The following is a 15,367-nucleotide window of genomic DNA, read 5'->3' on the forward strand; positions in this document are numbered from 1 at the left end:
GCCGATCCTTCATCCACATCGCAGTCGTACCGACCGATTCACTCGTTCGCGCAACCCCGTCGCACGGTGAGGCCAAGATCACCTGCAGAGTTGAGCCAAGTTCTCACCGCGATCATTTCCGGCTTTGCGGGACTCCGCAGTCCCTGCCTCACGCCGGAGCTTCCCACGGGCTGAGCCGGTGGAGGTGACGCCGCCCGGCTCGGCACCCAACGCGCTCCCGATACCGCCCGAGTACCGCGCGGCGAATCTAGGTGCTCGAAGGGCGTTCGAACCACGAGATGGCGCACGAGCTCAAAGTTTCCCGGCGCACGAACAAGTTCCACCTGCCGCAAGCTCGGGTGCGCCGCCGAACCCAGCTGTCGTCCGCGCGCGGAGGCTTCGTGCTGCGGATGTGACTTCGCCCGGTCGCGCCGGGTACTGCGGTTCTCCGCAGTACCCGGCACTTCGTCCTGATTGACAGTGGGCTTTGCCAGCGGCGCTCCGTGCGCCGACAAGCCACTTGCCGCAGGAGGACACGTCTTTGTCCAGCGAGGAGGCCGTGCGAGGCCGCCCGGTCAAGAAGGCCTTCGAGCTCGTCGAGCTGTTGTCCTCTTCGGGAGCGATGACACTCGCAGAACTGGCGCGCGCGTCCGGCCTGCCGAAGTCCTCCCTGCACCGGATGATGGACGCCCTCACGGGTTCGAGCCTCGTCCGGCGCACGTCGAGCGGGTACGAGATCGGTGACTGTCTGTTCGACCTGATCGACGACAGCGCGCGGGCGCGGGTCGATCGGGTGCTGAAGTCCACGCTGGCACCGCACATCATCGACCTGCGGGAGAGGACGGGCGGTGTCGTCAGCACCGGGATCTTGGCGGGATCGCACGTCCGCCAGGTCGACGTGCAGTACGACCTGCGGCACCTGTGCCTCGTGCAACGAGTGCCCACGATGCTTCCCGCGCACTGCACCGCGATCGGCCGTGCCCTGCGGTCCCGCGACCCGGACGCCGTCGTGGTGGCGAACGGCGAGTTGTACAGCGGGGTGATCGGTGTCGCCGCCTCCCTCGTGGCCGGAGACCACCTGCCCCGCATGGCGATCAGCGTCTGGGGTCCGGCGGAAACGATCAACGTCGACTTCACCACCGCCCTCCTCAAGTACGCCGTTCGCGCCATGCGTTCGGACCTGCTGCGCTGCGCCCGACCGAGCGCGGCTGTGCTGGACGACCTGAAGCAGGCCAACTGATCCCGCTCGATCCAGCCACATCCCCAGGAGTCGTGCCGGTGGAGTCGCTTTCAGAAGCCCGCAACGCGCCGGGTGGTCCTCTGCGCAAGGCGCTCGCGTTGATCGAGGAGTTGGCTGGAGCCGAGGGCGCGATGTCGCTCTCCGACCTGGCCAGGCGGTGTGGCCGGCCCAAGTCGTCGGTCCACCGCGTGCTCGGCGTGCTGACCGACCTCAACCTCGTGGCTCCTTCCGAGGGTGGTTTCGTGCTCGGCGACCACCTCCACGACATGACCCGGCACAGCGACCGGGCCAAGGCCGAACGACTGCGCCGGATCTTCAACCCGCTCCTGGTCGACCTGCAGAACCGCACTCGCGGCATGGTCGCCCTGGACGTCCTCAACGGCACGCAGGTCCGCTACGTCGAACTGCTCTACCGCCACGAACTGGCCGGGTACGTGCAACGCCAGCCGTCGCTGCGCCAAGCCGCGAACACCGCCACCGGACGCGCCCTGCTGGCGTTCAGGCCGGATCTCCGCGAGCGCGTCGACGAGGTCGCCGCCGCGGCCGGTGTCAGGCCGGAACAGCTGATGCTCGACCTGCGCACCGTGCGCACGCGCGACATGGCGGTCGTGACCGAGGACGCCGGACGCGGCGGTTGCACCGTGGCGATACCGGTGCGCATCGGCGGTGAGCTGCCGTTCCTCGCGATCAGCGTCGCCAGTCCTGAACGGCTGGACGTGCCGCGCACCACCATCGCGCTGCGCAGGGTCGCCACCATGGCGGCCGTGTTGGCCACCGCCCGGCCCACCAGCACGGCCAACGGCCGGCAGGTGGGCTGAGCGGCGCACGTCAAGCCATGCGCTCCAGCATCGACTCGACGTCGTCCTCGGGCGTCAGGTAGCGGCCCGACAGCGGGTCCGCCTTTCCGGACGCCAGCTCCATCAGCACTTCCGCGGCACGCTCCGGTGTGGCGAACCGCCCCTGCTCGCGCTGCTCGCTCAGCCACTCCTGCATCCGGTCGCCCCACTTGTCACCGGTGGGTTCGAGGTCCAGGGCCTGCTTCGTGATGCCCAGGTCGACCAGGCCCGGGTGGTAGCTGAACACCGACACGCCGGTGCCGAGCAGCTCAGGGGCCAGGTTGTCCGCCACCTTGATCATGGCGGCCTTCGACACCGAGTAGGACGAAGCGCTCGGCCAGCGGTGCCTGCCCGCGGAGCTGACGATGTTCACGATGCGGCCCGAACCCCGTTCGACCATGCCGGGCAGCACGGCACGGCAGACCTTCAGCGTGCCGCGGAGGTTGACCTCCATGCCCCGCCACCATTCGTCCTCGTCGGTCTCCCACAGGGGTCCGATCGGGCCGGCGATGCCCGCGTTGTTGACCAGCACGTCCACCGAACCGAAGGTGTCGACGGCCTGCTTGACGACGCCGGCCACACCGGCTTCGTCCATGATGTCCGCGGTGTCGAAGACGACCTCGGCACCGAGGGAGCGCGCGGATTCCGCCACTTCGGCCAGTGCCGCGCCGTCCCGGCCGGTCAGCACCAGGTTCGCACCGGCGGAAGCCATCGACTCCGCGAACAACCGGCCCAGGCCACCGGTCGCACCGGTCAGCAGGACGGTGGTGCCCGTCATCGACACCGGAGCCGGCGTGGAGGTGGAACCGGCCGAAGCCGCCTCGAACCGGGTGCGCAGGTACTTGGCCAGGCTCTGCGGCGTGGGGTGCTCGAAGAGCGTCGTCAGCGGGATCGAGGTGCCGGAGGCCCGTTCCAGCGCGTTGCGCAGTTCCAGTGCGGTGAGCGAGCTCAGACCCATCTGGAGCAGCGCGGCGTCCGGTGACACGTCCTCGACGCGGTGACCGAGTGCCTCGGCGACCATGTCCGTGATCGCGGCGATGAGGTCGCTGTGTCCGAGACCGCTCAGCCTGGGCTCGTTCGTGATGACGCGGCCACGGGCCGGGACGGGCCCGGCAGCGGGCGCCAGCCGCACCGGCAGGAGCACGGCCTCAGCGGACCCCAGCGCGTTGTCGAAGGCCGACAGCGCGTCCTCGGTCGACAGCGGCAGCACACCGCTGCGGGCGAGACGTCGCAGGTCCACGTCGTCGAGGTGAGCACCGAGGGCGCCCTGTTCCGCCCACAGCCCCCACGCGAGGGAGATCCCCGCGAGACCGGTCGCGCGCCTGCGGCGCACGATGGCGTCCATGGACGCGTTGGCCGCGGCGTAGTTCGCCTGCCCGGCGGTGCCCCACCAGCCTGCCGCGGACGAGCAGACGACGAACCAGTCGAGGTCGAGCTCACGGGTCAGTTCGTCGAGGGCCGACACCGCGTCGACCTTCGAGGCCAGCACGCGGTCGAAGTCCCCGCTGGTGAGGCGTTCGAAGACCGCGTCGGACGTGGTTCCGGCCGCGTGCACGACACCGCGCAGATCAGGGATGCCCTTGATCAGTGTCGCGACCTGGTCGTGATCGCCCGCGTCGCAGGCCTCCACGACCACGGAGGCGCCGAGGTCGCGCAGTTCCGCCGCGACCGCCTGCATTTCGGGCGATTCCGCACCGCGACGGCTGACCAGGGCGAACCGGTCGACCCCGTGGGCGTCGGCGGCGTGCCGGGCCAGTGCCGAACCGACGACGCCACCGGCGCCGGTGATCAGCAGGGTGCCGCCCCGCCAGGCCGGCACCGGACTGGCCGTCGCCTTGCGGAGCCGCGGGACGTACGGCTTGCCGTTGCGAACCAGGACCTGGCGGTCGTCGGCGAGCACGACGTCACCGTCGGTGTCGACCAGCTGGATCCGGCCGGGGTGCTCGGTCTGCACGGACCGCAGCAGGCCCCAGACGGCGCTGCGCACCGGGTCGCTCTCGACCTCACCGCTGACCAGCACCAGCACGTCGTTCTGCTCGGCGAGCCGGCGCCGGGTGAAGGCGGTGACCTCTTCCAGTGCCGAACGCACTCGCTCAGGCAGGGTGGCGCCTTCCACCGCGGCCGGCACGATGTCGTCCAGCTTCACGAACGAGCCCGCCTCGACCGGCGTGGCCGGCACCCACTGGACCTGGTGCAGCACGTCGTCCACCGCGAGGGTGACCGGTCGCGCGACCAGTTCGTCGGCGGTGAAGACGGGAACACCCCTGGTGTCCCAAGCGGAGATCGACACTCCGTCGGGGCCGGTCGCCGTCATGCGCACGCGCAGCGCGGTGGCGCCGGGCGTGTGCACCTGCGCACCCCTCCACGCGAAGGGCAACCGCGTGCCCGTGGTGTCCGCCAGCAGGTAGCCGGCAGCGAGCGGGTGCAACGCCGCGTCGAGCAGTGCCGGGTGCAGCACGTGCTCCCCCGCCGCGACGGGCAGGCGCACGTCCAGGAACAGCTCGTCGTTCCTGCGCCACAACGCTTCGAGGCCGCGGAAGGCAGGACCGTACGTCAGGCCGCGATCGGCCAGCCGGTCGTGCAGCCCCGCGATCTCGACCGGCTGTGCGTCGGCCGGCGGCCATTCGGTGAGCGCGGCGGGAGCTTCCGCCGGTGCCGTCACCCTGGCGCGGGCGTGCTCGGTCCACGGCGCCTTCTCGGAAGCCCGCGCGGACACCACGACGGTGCCGTCGCCATTCTCGTCCACTGTGGACAGCTGCAGCTGCACCTCGGCCGGTGCGGTCACGGGAGCGGTGAAGACGATCTCGTCGATCCGCTCGGCCCCCGTCCGCAGGACCATGTCCAGCAACGCGGTGCCGGGAACGACGACGTCGTCACCCACCCGGTGGTCGGCGAGCCAGCCCTGGTGACCGGGCGACAGCCAGCTGGTGTGCACGCTGCCACCGGTCGCCAGCTCGACGACGGAAGCCTGCGGCGGCACGGCGTTGGTGGCCGCGGTGCTGTCGATCCAGTAGCGACGACGCTCGAAGGCGTAGGTGGGCAGCGGAACCGCGGTCCCCGAACCGGCGAACGCGGCCGCCAGGTCGACCTCGGTGCCCGTGACGGCGAGCGCGCCCAGAGCCGAGAGCAGCTCTTCGCGGTTCGAGCAGGCCGCTCCGATCTCCAGTCGCGTGACGGCCAGGTCCTCGGTGGCGGACCTCCACCCCGCACCGCTCGTGACATCGCGCGCCAGCGGGAACCGAGGACGTCGGTACGAGACGGTCTCACCCTTGTTCAGGGCGACGGCGTGCCGCGCGGCTTCCGGCAGGGACAGCAGACCCGCCAGGTGGGCGGCGACGAGCTCACCGACGCCATCGCCGTGCAGCAGGTCCGGTTTCACACCCCACGACCGCACCAGCCGGAACTGCGCCACCTGCAACGCGACCAGCGCGACGAGTCCGTTCTCCCGCAGGACAACGTCCCGCGTTCGGCCGAAGGCCTGGCACGTCTCGTCGAAAGCGTCCGCGAACACCGGATGCGCGTCGAAGAGGTCGTGTCCGATCGCGGAGGGCACGACGCCGGAGAAGACGAACTGCAGCGGAGTGGATCCGGCGACGCCGGTCAGGACGCCGGCCGTCTCCTCCCCCGCGGCGACGGCGGCGAGGCCGGCGAGGTGCCCTCCCCGTACGAGCGCACGGTGCTTGAACCGCGTTCGCCTCGTGAGCGACACAGCCACGTCGCCCGGATGGAGGTCGGGGTGGCTCAGGAGGTGTTCGCGCAGGCGTGCGGCCTGAAGTCGCAGTGCCTGAGCGGTTTCCGCGGACAGGATCCACGGCGTCGAGACGCGCTCGACCGGCGGCGGTGCGTCCGCGGCCGGTGCCTCCTCCAGCACGACGTGCGCGTTGGCGCCGCTGATGGCGAACGCGGACACGCCGGCGCGGCGGGGCTCTTCGCCCCGCGGCCACGGAGTCGCCTCGGTCACCAACTGCACCGGGCTCGTGGTCCAGTCGATCAGGGGGGTGGGCTTGCTGATGTGCAGGGTGCGCGGCAACATGCCGTGGCGCATGGCCTGCACGGTCTTGATCACACCGGCGACACCTGCGGCGGCCTGGGTGTGGCCGAGGTTGGACTTCAGCGAGCCGAGCCACAGGGGCCGGTCCCGGCCGGACCCGTAGACCGCGTCGAGCGCCTGGACCTCGATGGGGTCACCCAGCGGCGTGCCGGTACCGTGCGCCTCCACCGCGTCGATCTGGTCGCTGGTCAGCCCGGCGGAGGCCAGGGCGGACCGGATGACCCGCTGCTGGGCGGGGCCGCTCGGTGCGGTGAGTCCGCTGCTCGCGCCGTCGGAGTTCATCGCGGAGCCGCGGACCACGGCGAGCACCGGGTGCCCGTTGGCCCGCGCGTCCGAGAGGCGTTCGAGCAGGAGCATGCCCGCGCCTTCGCCCCAGGCCACACCGTCGGCGTCGGCCGAGAACGGCTTGCAGCGGCCGTCCGGCGACAACGCGCGCTGACGGCTGAACTCGGTGAACGACCCCGGAGTCGCCATCACGGTGACGCCGCCGGCCAGTGCCATGGAGCACTCGCCCGACCGCAGCGCCCGGGACGCCAGGTGCAGCGTCACCAGTGAGGACGAGCACGCGGTGTCGACGGTGAACGTCGGGCCCTCGAGGCCGAGCAGGTAGGAGATGCGCCCGGAGGCGACGCTGCCCGCGATCCCGATGGTGAGCTGCCCCTCGACGGCCGGGGGCGCGAGGTGCGACGGCGGACCGTAGTCGTGGTACATCTCGCCGACGAAGACGCCGACCTGGCTGCCGCGCAGCGCCCGCGGGTCCAGACCGCCGTTCTCCAGTGCCTCCCACGAGGTTTCCAGCAGCAGCCGCTGCTGGGGGTCCATCGCCAGGGCCTCCTTCGGCGCGATGCCGAAGAACGGGGCGTCGAAGCCGGCGACGTCGTCGAGGAAACCACCGCGTCGCGTGTAGCTGTGACCGGACTTCGAGGGGTCCGGGTCGTAGAGCGCCTCCAGGTCCCAGCCGCGGTCCTCGGGGAACTCGCTCGTGGCGTCGCGCTCGTCCACGAGAGCCTGCCAGAGGTCCTCCGGCGACCGCACACCGCCGGGGTAACGACACGCCATGCCCACGATGGCGATCGGCTCCTCCGCGCGGTTCTTCACCGCACGGAGCTCCTCCCTGGTCTCGAACAGGTCGACGGCCAGCTTCTTGACCGCGGACCGCAGCTTGTCGTCGTTGCTCATCAGGAGACTCCGAACTCGCGGTCGAGGAATGCCAGCAGTTCGTCGTCGCTGGACGACTCGATCTCGGCGGCCAAGGAACGGGCTGCGCCGCCCCCTTCCGCCACCGGCTCGTCGAGGTCGGCGCAGAGCGTGCCGACCAGGTGCTCGGCCAGCGCCTTCGGGGACGAGTGGTCGAACAGGGCCGTGGCCGGCAGCTTGAGCTTCGTCGCCGAGTTGAGGCGGTTGCGCAGTTCCAGCGCGGTGAGCGAGTCGAACCCGATCTCCATGAAGCCCCGGTGCGGTTCGACCGAGCTCGGCGTCGTGTGGCCGAGCACCGCGCCGACGTGCTCGCGGACCACCGCCAGGACGATGTCGACGCGGTCCTCGGCCGGTGCCGAGGCCAGGGTCGCTGCCAGGTCAGTGCGGTCGGCCGTCACCGGCTTGGCCGCCTTCGAGGGCTTGGTGCGGACGAAGCCGCGCAGCACCGGGGCCGCCGAGCCGTCCTGCGGCACCGAGAACCGGGCGGGCACCAGGACCGCGGCGTCCGAGGCGACGGCGTCGTCGAACAGGCCCAGGCCCTCCTCACCGGTGATCGGCACGACGCCGAGGCGCAGGAGCCGCTTCCGGTCGACGTCGCTCAGCCGGGCCGCCATGCCACCGTCCTGCTCGGTTCCGGCCCACGGGCCCCAGGCCAGCGACGTCGCGGGCAGCCCTGCACCGTGCCGCAGGTCGGCCAGCGCGTCGAGGAACGTGTTCGCCGCCGCGTAGGCCGCCTGTCCCGGCAGGCCGAGCAGGCCGGACGCCGAGGAGAACAGCACGAACGAACGGAGACCGAGATCCTGGGTGAGCTCGTGCAGGTACCAGGCCGCGTCGACCTTGGGACGCAGCACGGCGTCGACGCGCTCGGGCGTCAGGTCGCTGAGGACGCCGTCGTCGACGACGCCCGCCGCGTGCACGACCGCGGTGAGCGGGTGCTCCGCCGGGATCGCGGCCAGTACCGCGGCCAGCGCGTCCCGGTCGGCGGCGTCACAGGCCGCGAAGGTCGCGGTGGCACCGAGCTCGGCCAGCTGGGCTTTCAGCTCGGCCGCACCCACCGCGGCCTCACCGCGCCTGCTGAGCAGGAGGAGGTGCCTGGCGTCGTGCCGCACCACCAGGTGGCGGGCCAGCAGACGTCCGAGACCGCCGGAGCCGCCGGTGATGAGGACGGTGCCCTCGGGATCGAGGACGGTCCTGCCGGTGCCGGTCTGGGCGTTCGCCAGCCGGGGCACGTGGACGCGTCCGCCGCGCACGGCCAGCTGCGGCTCGCCGGTGGCGACCGCGGCGGGAAGCACCTGCCGGAACGCCTCGTCGTCGGCACCGTCGACCAGCACGAAGCGGCCGGGGTGCTCCGACTGGGCGGACCTGACCAGGCCCCACACCGAAGCCGCGGCGACGTCCACCTGCCCGGTGAAGACGGCGTCGGTCGTGTGCAGCACGATCGGGCCGTCGGTGTCCTGCACGGTGCGCAGCGCGCGGTGCAGGACGTCGTGCGTCTCAGCCACCGGGTCGGTGCCCGTTGTGCTGATCCGCACCACCGGCGGGACGTCGCCCGCGGTGCCCGTCGTCACGGGCTGCCAGTCGAGCCGGTGCAGCAGGCCGCCTCGGGTGGAGGTGGACGCCCGCAGTTGCTCGGACGACACCGGGCGCAGGGTGATCGAGTCGACCGTCGCGACCGGGGTGCCGTTCGGATCGGTGATGTCGATGGCCATGGTGTCGATGCCTTGCTGGGTCAGTCGCACGCGCACCGAGTCGACCCCGGTGGTGTGCAGCGTGACGCCCGACCAGGCGAAGGGCACGCGCACCTGGTACTCGCTGCCCGGCTCCGAGCCGACGGCGGCGAGCTGCAGCGTGGCGTCGAGCAACGCCGGGTGGATCCCGTAGGTGCTCAGGTCCGCGCCTTCGTGCAGGGAGACCTCGGCGTACCGGACGCCGTCGCCCTGCCAGCCGGCCCGGATGCCGGTGAAGTAGGGCCCGTAGCCGAGTCCGGCGTCGGCGAGCCGCTCGTAGAAACCCTCGATCGGGATGACCTCGGCGTCAGCCGGCGGCCACTGGACCTCGAACGGCCTCGGGGTCGCGGCGTCGGCCGCGAGCGCGCCGGTGGCGTGGTGGATCCACTCGCCGTGCGCCTCATCGGTGAACCGGGAGTGCACGGTGAAGGCGCGCAGACCGGCCTCGTCGGCGGCCTCGACCACCAGTCGCAGCTGGCGGACGCGGCCCGGCTCGCCCGAGACGAACACGTGGTGGTTGATCTCGTCGATGCGGTTGCAGCCGAGCTGACGGCCGGCCCACAGGGTCATGTCGACGAACGTGGTGCCGGGCAGGATCGGCTTGCCGTGCACGCAGTGGTCCGGCAGCCAGCTGGGGATGTCGACGGCCAGCACACCGGTGAACACGGTCGTGCCGTCCGGCAGCTCGACGATGCTGCGCACCAGCGGGTGGTCGGACGCGTCCTGACCGAAGGTGGCGGCGGCACCGAGGGGCGCCTGCGCGGCAGGCCAGAAGCGCTGGTGCCGGAAGGGGTAGACCGGCAAGCCCTGCGGCACGGTCGAACGCGCCGGGAAGAACCGGTCCCAGGCCACGTCGTGCCCGTGCCCGTGGATCCGGGCCAGCGCCTCGATCACGCCGACGTCCTCGGTGCGCGCCCGCATGCCGGTGGCGATGACCGTGCCACCCGTGGCTCGGGCGGCGAGCGGCATCAGCACCGCGGTCGGCCCGACCTCCACGAAGGTGGTGACGCCGTTGGCGGCGAGCCAGCGAACACCGTCGTCGAACCGCACTGCACCGCGGGCGTGCCGGACCCAGTAGCGCGGGTCCGCCAGTTCTTCGGCGGTGACGGGACGGCCGGTGACGTTGGAGACGAACGGAATGACCGGAGCGGAGTGCTCGATGGTGCGCACGGCGTCCGCGAACTCGTCGAGCACGGGGTCCATCAGCGGCGAGTGGAAGGCGTGGCTGACCTTCAACCGGGTCGTCCGGCGGCCGTCGGCGCGGTACCTCTCCTCCAGGCGAGCGACCGCGTCCTCGGCGCCGGCGAGCACGATCGCGCGCTCACCGTTGACCGCGGCGATCGAGACCTGGTCCTCCAGACCGGTCAGGTCGATCTCGTCCTCGGCGGCCTGCACGGCGAGCATCGCACCGCCGGCGGGCAGGGACTGCATGAGCCGCGCACGAGCGGAGACGAGCCTGCAGGCGTCGGTCAGCGACAGCACGCCCGACACGTGGGCGGCCGTGATCTCGCCGATCGAGTGGCCCATGACGTGGTCGGGGACCACGCCGAGGTCCTCGAACAGCCGGTGCAGAGCCGTCTCGAACGCGAACAGCGCGGGCTGGGTGAAGCCCGTCTGGTTCAGCAGGTCGGCGTCGTCGCCGAACATCACGGCCTTGACGTCGACGTCGAGCAGCGCGCAGACCTCGTCGAGCGCCTTGGCGAAGACGGGGAAGGTGTCGTAGAGGCCGGCGCCCATGCCCAGGCGCTGGGAACCTTGTCCGGAGAACAGGAACGCCAGCTTCCCGTCACGGCCGGACGGCACGAGGCGGGTCAGGTTGTCCACGGCCTCCTCCGCGGTGGCGGCCGCGAAGCCGGCTCGGCGGGCGAAGTGCGTGCGCGTGGTGGCCAGCGCGGCGGCGACGTCGGCGAGCCCGGCTTCAGGATGGCCGGTCAGGAACGCGCGGAGCTGGTCGGCCTGCGCCTGCACCGCGTCGTCGGTCTTGGCCGACAGGACGAACGGCACGGCGGGAAGTGTCGTCTCCGCGGTGGGCCGGGTCTGCTCGGGTGCCTCTTCGAGGATCAGGTGGGCGTTGGTGCCGCTGATGCCGAACGACGAGACAGCGGCACGACGCGGCCGTTCGAGCTTCGGCCACGCCACGTTGCCGGTGAGCAGCGACATCCCGGACCAGTCGACGTCCGGCGTCGGCCGGTCGACGTGCAGCGTGCGGGGAAGCTCGCTGTTGCGCAGCGCCTGCACCATCTTGATGACACCACCGACGCCCGCGGCTGCCTGGGAGTGGCCGATGTTGGACTTGAGCGAACCCAGCCACAACGGCTGCTCGCGGCGCTTGCCGTAGGTGGCCGCCAGTGCGCGTGCCTCGATGGGGTCACCGAGCGTCGTGCCGGTGCCGTGTGCCTCCACGACGTCCACGTCCGCCGTGGTCAGCCTGGCGTTCGCGCACGCCTGGCGGATGACCGCCTCCTGGGCGGGACCGCTGGGCGCGGTGAGACCGTTGCTGGCGCCGTCGGAGTTGATCGCGGAACCGCGGATGACCGCGTGCACGAAGTGGCCGTTGGCGATGGCGTCGCTGAGCCGTTCCAGCACGACGACGCCGGCGCCCTCGCTCCACCCGGTGCCATCGGCCCCCGCGGCGAAGGACTTGCAGCGGCCGTCGGCGGCGAGGCCGCGCTGCCTGCTGAACTCGACGAAGGTGCCCGGCGTGGAGATCACCGTGGCACCGCCCGCCAGCGCGAGTCCGCACTCACCCGAGCGCAGGGAGTTCGTGGCCTCGTGGATGGCGACGAGGGACGAGGAGCAGGCGGTGTCGATGGTCATGGCCGGGCCGCGCAGGCCGAGCGTGTAGGAGATGCGACCGGACGCGACACTGCCGGCGTTGCCGGTGAGCAGGTACCCCTCGGTCTCCTGCACACCGCGGAGCAGGGACTCGTAGTCGTTGTGGACCGCGCCCACGAACACACCGGTCTCGCTGCCCCGCAGCTTCTGGGGGACGAGCCCCGCGCGTTCGAGCGCCTCCCAGGCGACCTCGACCAGCAGCCTCTGCTGGGGGTCCATCCCGAGGGCCTCGCGGGGGCTGATGCCGAAGAAGTCGGCGTCGAAGCCGGCCGCGTCGGCCAGGAAGCCGCCGCGGCGGGTGCTGGTCGTGCCGGGCGTCTCGCCGTCGGGGTCGTAGCCGACGTCCCACCCGCGGTCGGCGGGGAACTCGCTGATCGCGTCACGGCCCTCGCGCACGAGCTCCCACAACGCCTCCGGCGTGGTGACGTCACCGGGGTAGCGGCAGGCCATGCCGATGATCGCGATCGGCTCGTGGTTGCGGTTCTCGGCGGCCTTGAGCTGCTCGCGCGCCTGCTGGAGGTTCGTGGTCGCCCGCTTGAGGTAGTCGCGGAGCTTGTTCTCGTCGGTAATCGGATATCACCCTTCTTCTGCTCGAACTGCGCTTCGTGAAACCCGAACGGGTCCGAGAGGACGAGGTCCGCGGTCCCGACGTCACTGCGAATCTGCGAGCCGGGGCGCGTTCACTCGACTCGAGCGGCGGCGCGTTTCGCAGCGACTGCAGGGTGTGCCTCACCGAAGTTAGAGGCCGAGCGGACTCCACCCGAGGGCGCGTTCCGTTTTCCGGTACGCCTGCGATGAGACGCCCGACACAGTGGAATCCCTGCTCAGCGACCCGTCGACGAGGAGTTCCGAAAACCGGAACAGTCATTCGCATTGGTGGCCCGCGGTGGTCTTTCATCGATTCACACCGCTGCCGATCGATCCACGGGGGTCAATTGATGAACGCCGGTCAGCTCCACCCGCGCGACGCCATCGCCGTTGTGGGAATGGCGTGCCGAGCACCCGGCGCTCGTGATCTCCAGGATTTCTGGCGACTGCTCCATTCCGGTGAGAGCGCCATCTCCGCCGTGCCGTCCGACCGCTGGGACGCCACGACCGCACCGCAGGACGCGCGGTTCGGCGGTTTCGTGGACGACGTCGCGGGTTTCGACGCCGAGTTCTTCGGGATCTCTCCGCGCGAGGCCGCCGCGATGGACCCCCAGCAGCGCCTCGTCCTCGAACTGTCCTGGACGGCGCTGGAGGACGCGGGCATCGTGCCCGCGACGCTGAGCGGCAGGAACGTCGGTGTGTTCGTCGGCGCGCTGCGCGACGACTACGCGATCCTGAGCCACGCGGACGAGGACACCATCTCCGGCACCACCATGACCGGGACCCAGCGGGCCGTCATCGCCAACCGCGTCTCCTACGCCCTGGGCCTGCGCGGTCCGAGCATGACCGTCGACACCGCCCAGTCGTCCTCCCTGGTCGCGACGCACCTGGCCGCGACCAGCGTGCGCTCCGGCGAGTCCGAGCTGGCGATCGTCGCCGGTGTGAACCTGAACCTGCTGCGCGCCGGTGCCGTCACCGCGTCGCGCTTCGGCGGGCTGTCCGACGACGGCCGGTGCTTCACCTTCGACGAGCGGGCCAACGGCTTCGTCCGCGGGGAGGGTGCCGGGGTGGTCGTGCTCAAGCCGCTGGAGCGTGCGCTCGCGGACGGCGACCCGGTGCACTGCGTGCTCCTGGGTGGTGCGGTCAACAACGACGGGTCCACCGACGGCCTCACCGTGCCGAGTGCCGAGGCTCAAGCCGAGGTCGTGCGAGCCGCCTGCGCCGACGCCGGCGTGGCGCCCGGCGACCTCCAGTACGTCGAGCTGCACGGTTCCGGCACTCCGGTCGGTGACCCGCTGGAGGCGGCGGCGCTGGGCGCGGTCCGCGCGGGAGCCGAGCCCCTGCCCGTCGGTTCGGTCAAGACCAACATCGGTCACCTCGAAGGCGCCGGAGGGATCCTCGGTCTCATCAAGACCGCCCTGAGCGTGGAACACGGCGTGATCCCGCGCAGCCTGAACCACGACCGGCCCAACCCGGACATCCCGCTCACCGAACTGGGCCTGCGGGTGGTCACCTCCACCGAACCCTGGCCGGAGAGCGACACCCGCCTGGCCGGCGTCAGCTCGTTCGGCATGGGCGGGACGAACTGCCACGTCGTGCTCGCCTCAGCGCCTGCGGCCGTTTCGCCGCAGCCCTCCGCCGAGCAGGTCAGCGCCGAGCAGGTCAGCGCCGTGCCGGTCAGCGCCGAGCAGCCCTCCGCCGAGCAGGTCGGCGCCGTGCCGGTTCTGCTGTCGGGCCGCACCGAGCAGGCTCTGCACGCCCAGGCCGCCCAGCTCGCCGCCCACCTCGACGCCGCGCCGGACGTCGACCTCGTCGGCCTCGCCCACGCGACCGTCACCACCCGGACGCCCTTCCGGCACCGCGCCGTCACGGTCGCCGCCACCCGCGAGGACCTGCTGCGGTCGCTGCACGCGGTCGCGGACGGACTGCCCGACGGGCGCACCGTCCAGGGCCAGGCCCGCACACCCGGCAAGACCGTCTTCGTCTTCCCCGGCCAGGGTTCTCAATGGATCGGCATGGCGGCCGCACTCTTGGAGTCCTCCCCCGTCTTCCGTGACCGGATCGACGAGTGCGCGCGGGTGCTGGCCCCCTTCACCGACTGGTCGCTGCACGACGTGCTGAAGGACGGTGAAGGGCTCGACCGCGTCGACGTGGTCCAGCCCGCTCTCTTCGCGGTCATGGTGTCGCTGGCCGCCCTGTGGCAGTCCCTCGGTGTGCGTCCCGACGCGGTCGTCGGCCACTCCCAGGGTGAGATCGCGGCTGCCTGCGTGGCGGGTGCGCTCACCCTCGAGGACGCGGCCAAGGTCGTGGCCCTGCGGTCCCGCGCTCTCCAGGTGCTCGCCGGTACCGGCACGATGGCCGTGGTGGCGCTGTCCGAGGCGGAGGTCCGCTCCCGGCTGACGGAACGGCTCGAGGTCGCCGCGATCAACAGCCCGACCTCCACCGTCGTGTGCGGCCCCATCGAGGACGTCGAGTCGTTCGTGGCCCTGTGCCAGAACGAGGGTGGCCGGGCGCGTCGCATCGCCGTCGACTACGCCTCCCACTGCGCCGCCGTCGAAGCCGTGCGCGAGCAACTGCTGACCGACCTGAGCGACATCACCGCCAGGGAACCGGACATCGCGTTCTACTCCACCGTCACCGGCGAACCGGTCTCGCGGCCGCTCGACCCCGGCTACTGGTATGACAACCTGCGTCAGGCCGTTCTCCTGGCCCCCACCGTCGCGACCCTGCTCGACGAAGGCCACTCCGTCTTCGTGGAGATCAGCCCGCACCCGGTCCTCACCGGCGCGGTCGCGGAAACCGCCGAAGCGGCCGGCGCCGACCCGGTCGTCGTCGAGACCCTGCGGCGCGACGACGGTGACTGGGCGCGCGTGCTGAGCTCCGCGGCTTCGTTGCACACCAGCGGAGTCGCCGT

4 protein-coding genes and 2 pseudogenes are annotated in these 15,367 nt (G+C 71.6%); 4 read left to right on the forward strand and 2 right to left on the reverse strand.

The annotated features are described in order from the left end of the window. Positions 1-251 precede the first annotated feature (251 nt). The 3 genes from ACVDFE_RS26910 (at position 252) to ACVDFE_RS26920 (ending at position 2,037) form a co-directional block, all read left to right on the forward strand. Positions 252-395 (forward strand): hypothetical protein, encoded by a 144-nt coding sequence (locus ACVDFE_RS26910; RefSeq protein ID WP_458432326.1) that lies wholly within the window; start codon positions 252-254, stop codon positions 393-395. 125 nt (positions 396-520) lie between these two features. Further along, on the forward strand, positions 521-1,219 hold the full coding sequence (locus tag ACVDFE_RS26915; protein WP_360383480.1) for a helix-turn-helix domain-containing protein: 699 nt from the start codon (positions 521-523) through the stop codon (positions 1,217-1,219). Positions 1,220-1,257: 38 nt separating this feature from the next. After that, the gene (locus tag ACVDFE_RS26920; protein WP_360383483.1) at positions 1,258-2,037 is read left to right on the forward strand and encodes an IclR family transcriptional regulator; all 780 of its coding nucleotides are present in this window, start codon (positions 1,258-1,260) and stop codon (positions 2,035-2,037) included. Between the two features lie 10 nt (positions 2,038-2,047). Here ACVDFE_RS26920 and ACVDFE_RS26925 read toward each other — a convergent pair whose 3' ends face one another. Together ACVDFE_RS26925 and ACVDFE_RS26930 are read right to left on the reverse strand one after the other, a co-directional pair. Next, a complete protein-coding gene (locus ACVDFE_RS26925; RefSeq protein WP_458432327.1) occupies positions 2,048-7,285 on the reverse strand; it encodes an SDR family NAD(P)-dependent oxidoreductase in 5,238 nt (1,745 codons plus the stop codon). Then, positions 7,285-12,420 (reverse strand): annotated as a pseudogene (locus ACVDFE_RS26930) (SDR family NAD(P)-dependent oxidoreductase); the annotation flags it as partial. The pseudogene ACVDFE_RS26930 and the gene ACVDFE_RS26925, both read right to left, overlap by 1 nt. A gap of 383 nt (positions 12,421-12,803) precedes the next feature. On the opposite strand from ACVDFE_RS26930, the pseudogene ACVDFE_RS26935 reads away from it, so the two are divergent. After that, positions 12,804-15,353: pseudogene (locus ACVDFE_RS26935) on the forward strand (type I polyketide synthase); the annotation flags it as partial. Between the last annotated feature and the right edge of the window lie 14 nt (positions 15,354-15,367).

This window comes from Lentzea chajnantorensis (genome assembly GCF_054300775.1).

What these genes read in the sequence shown, in the direction of transcription:
- ACVDFE_RS26925 (WP_458432327.1), bottom strand. Translation starts at nt 7,285, where the DNA reads ATGAGCAACGACGACAAGCTGCGGTCCGCGGTCAAGAAGCTGGCCGTC.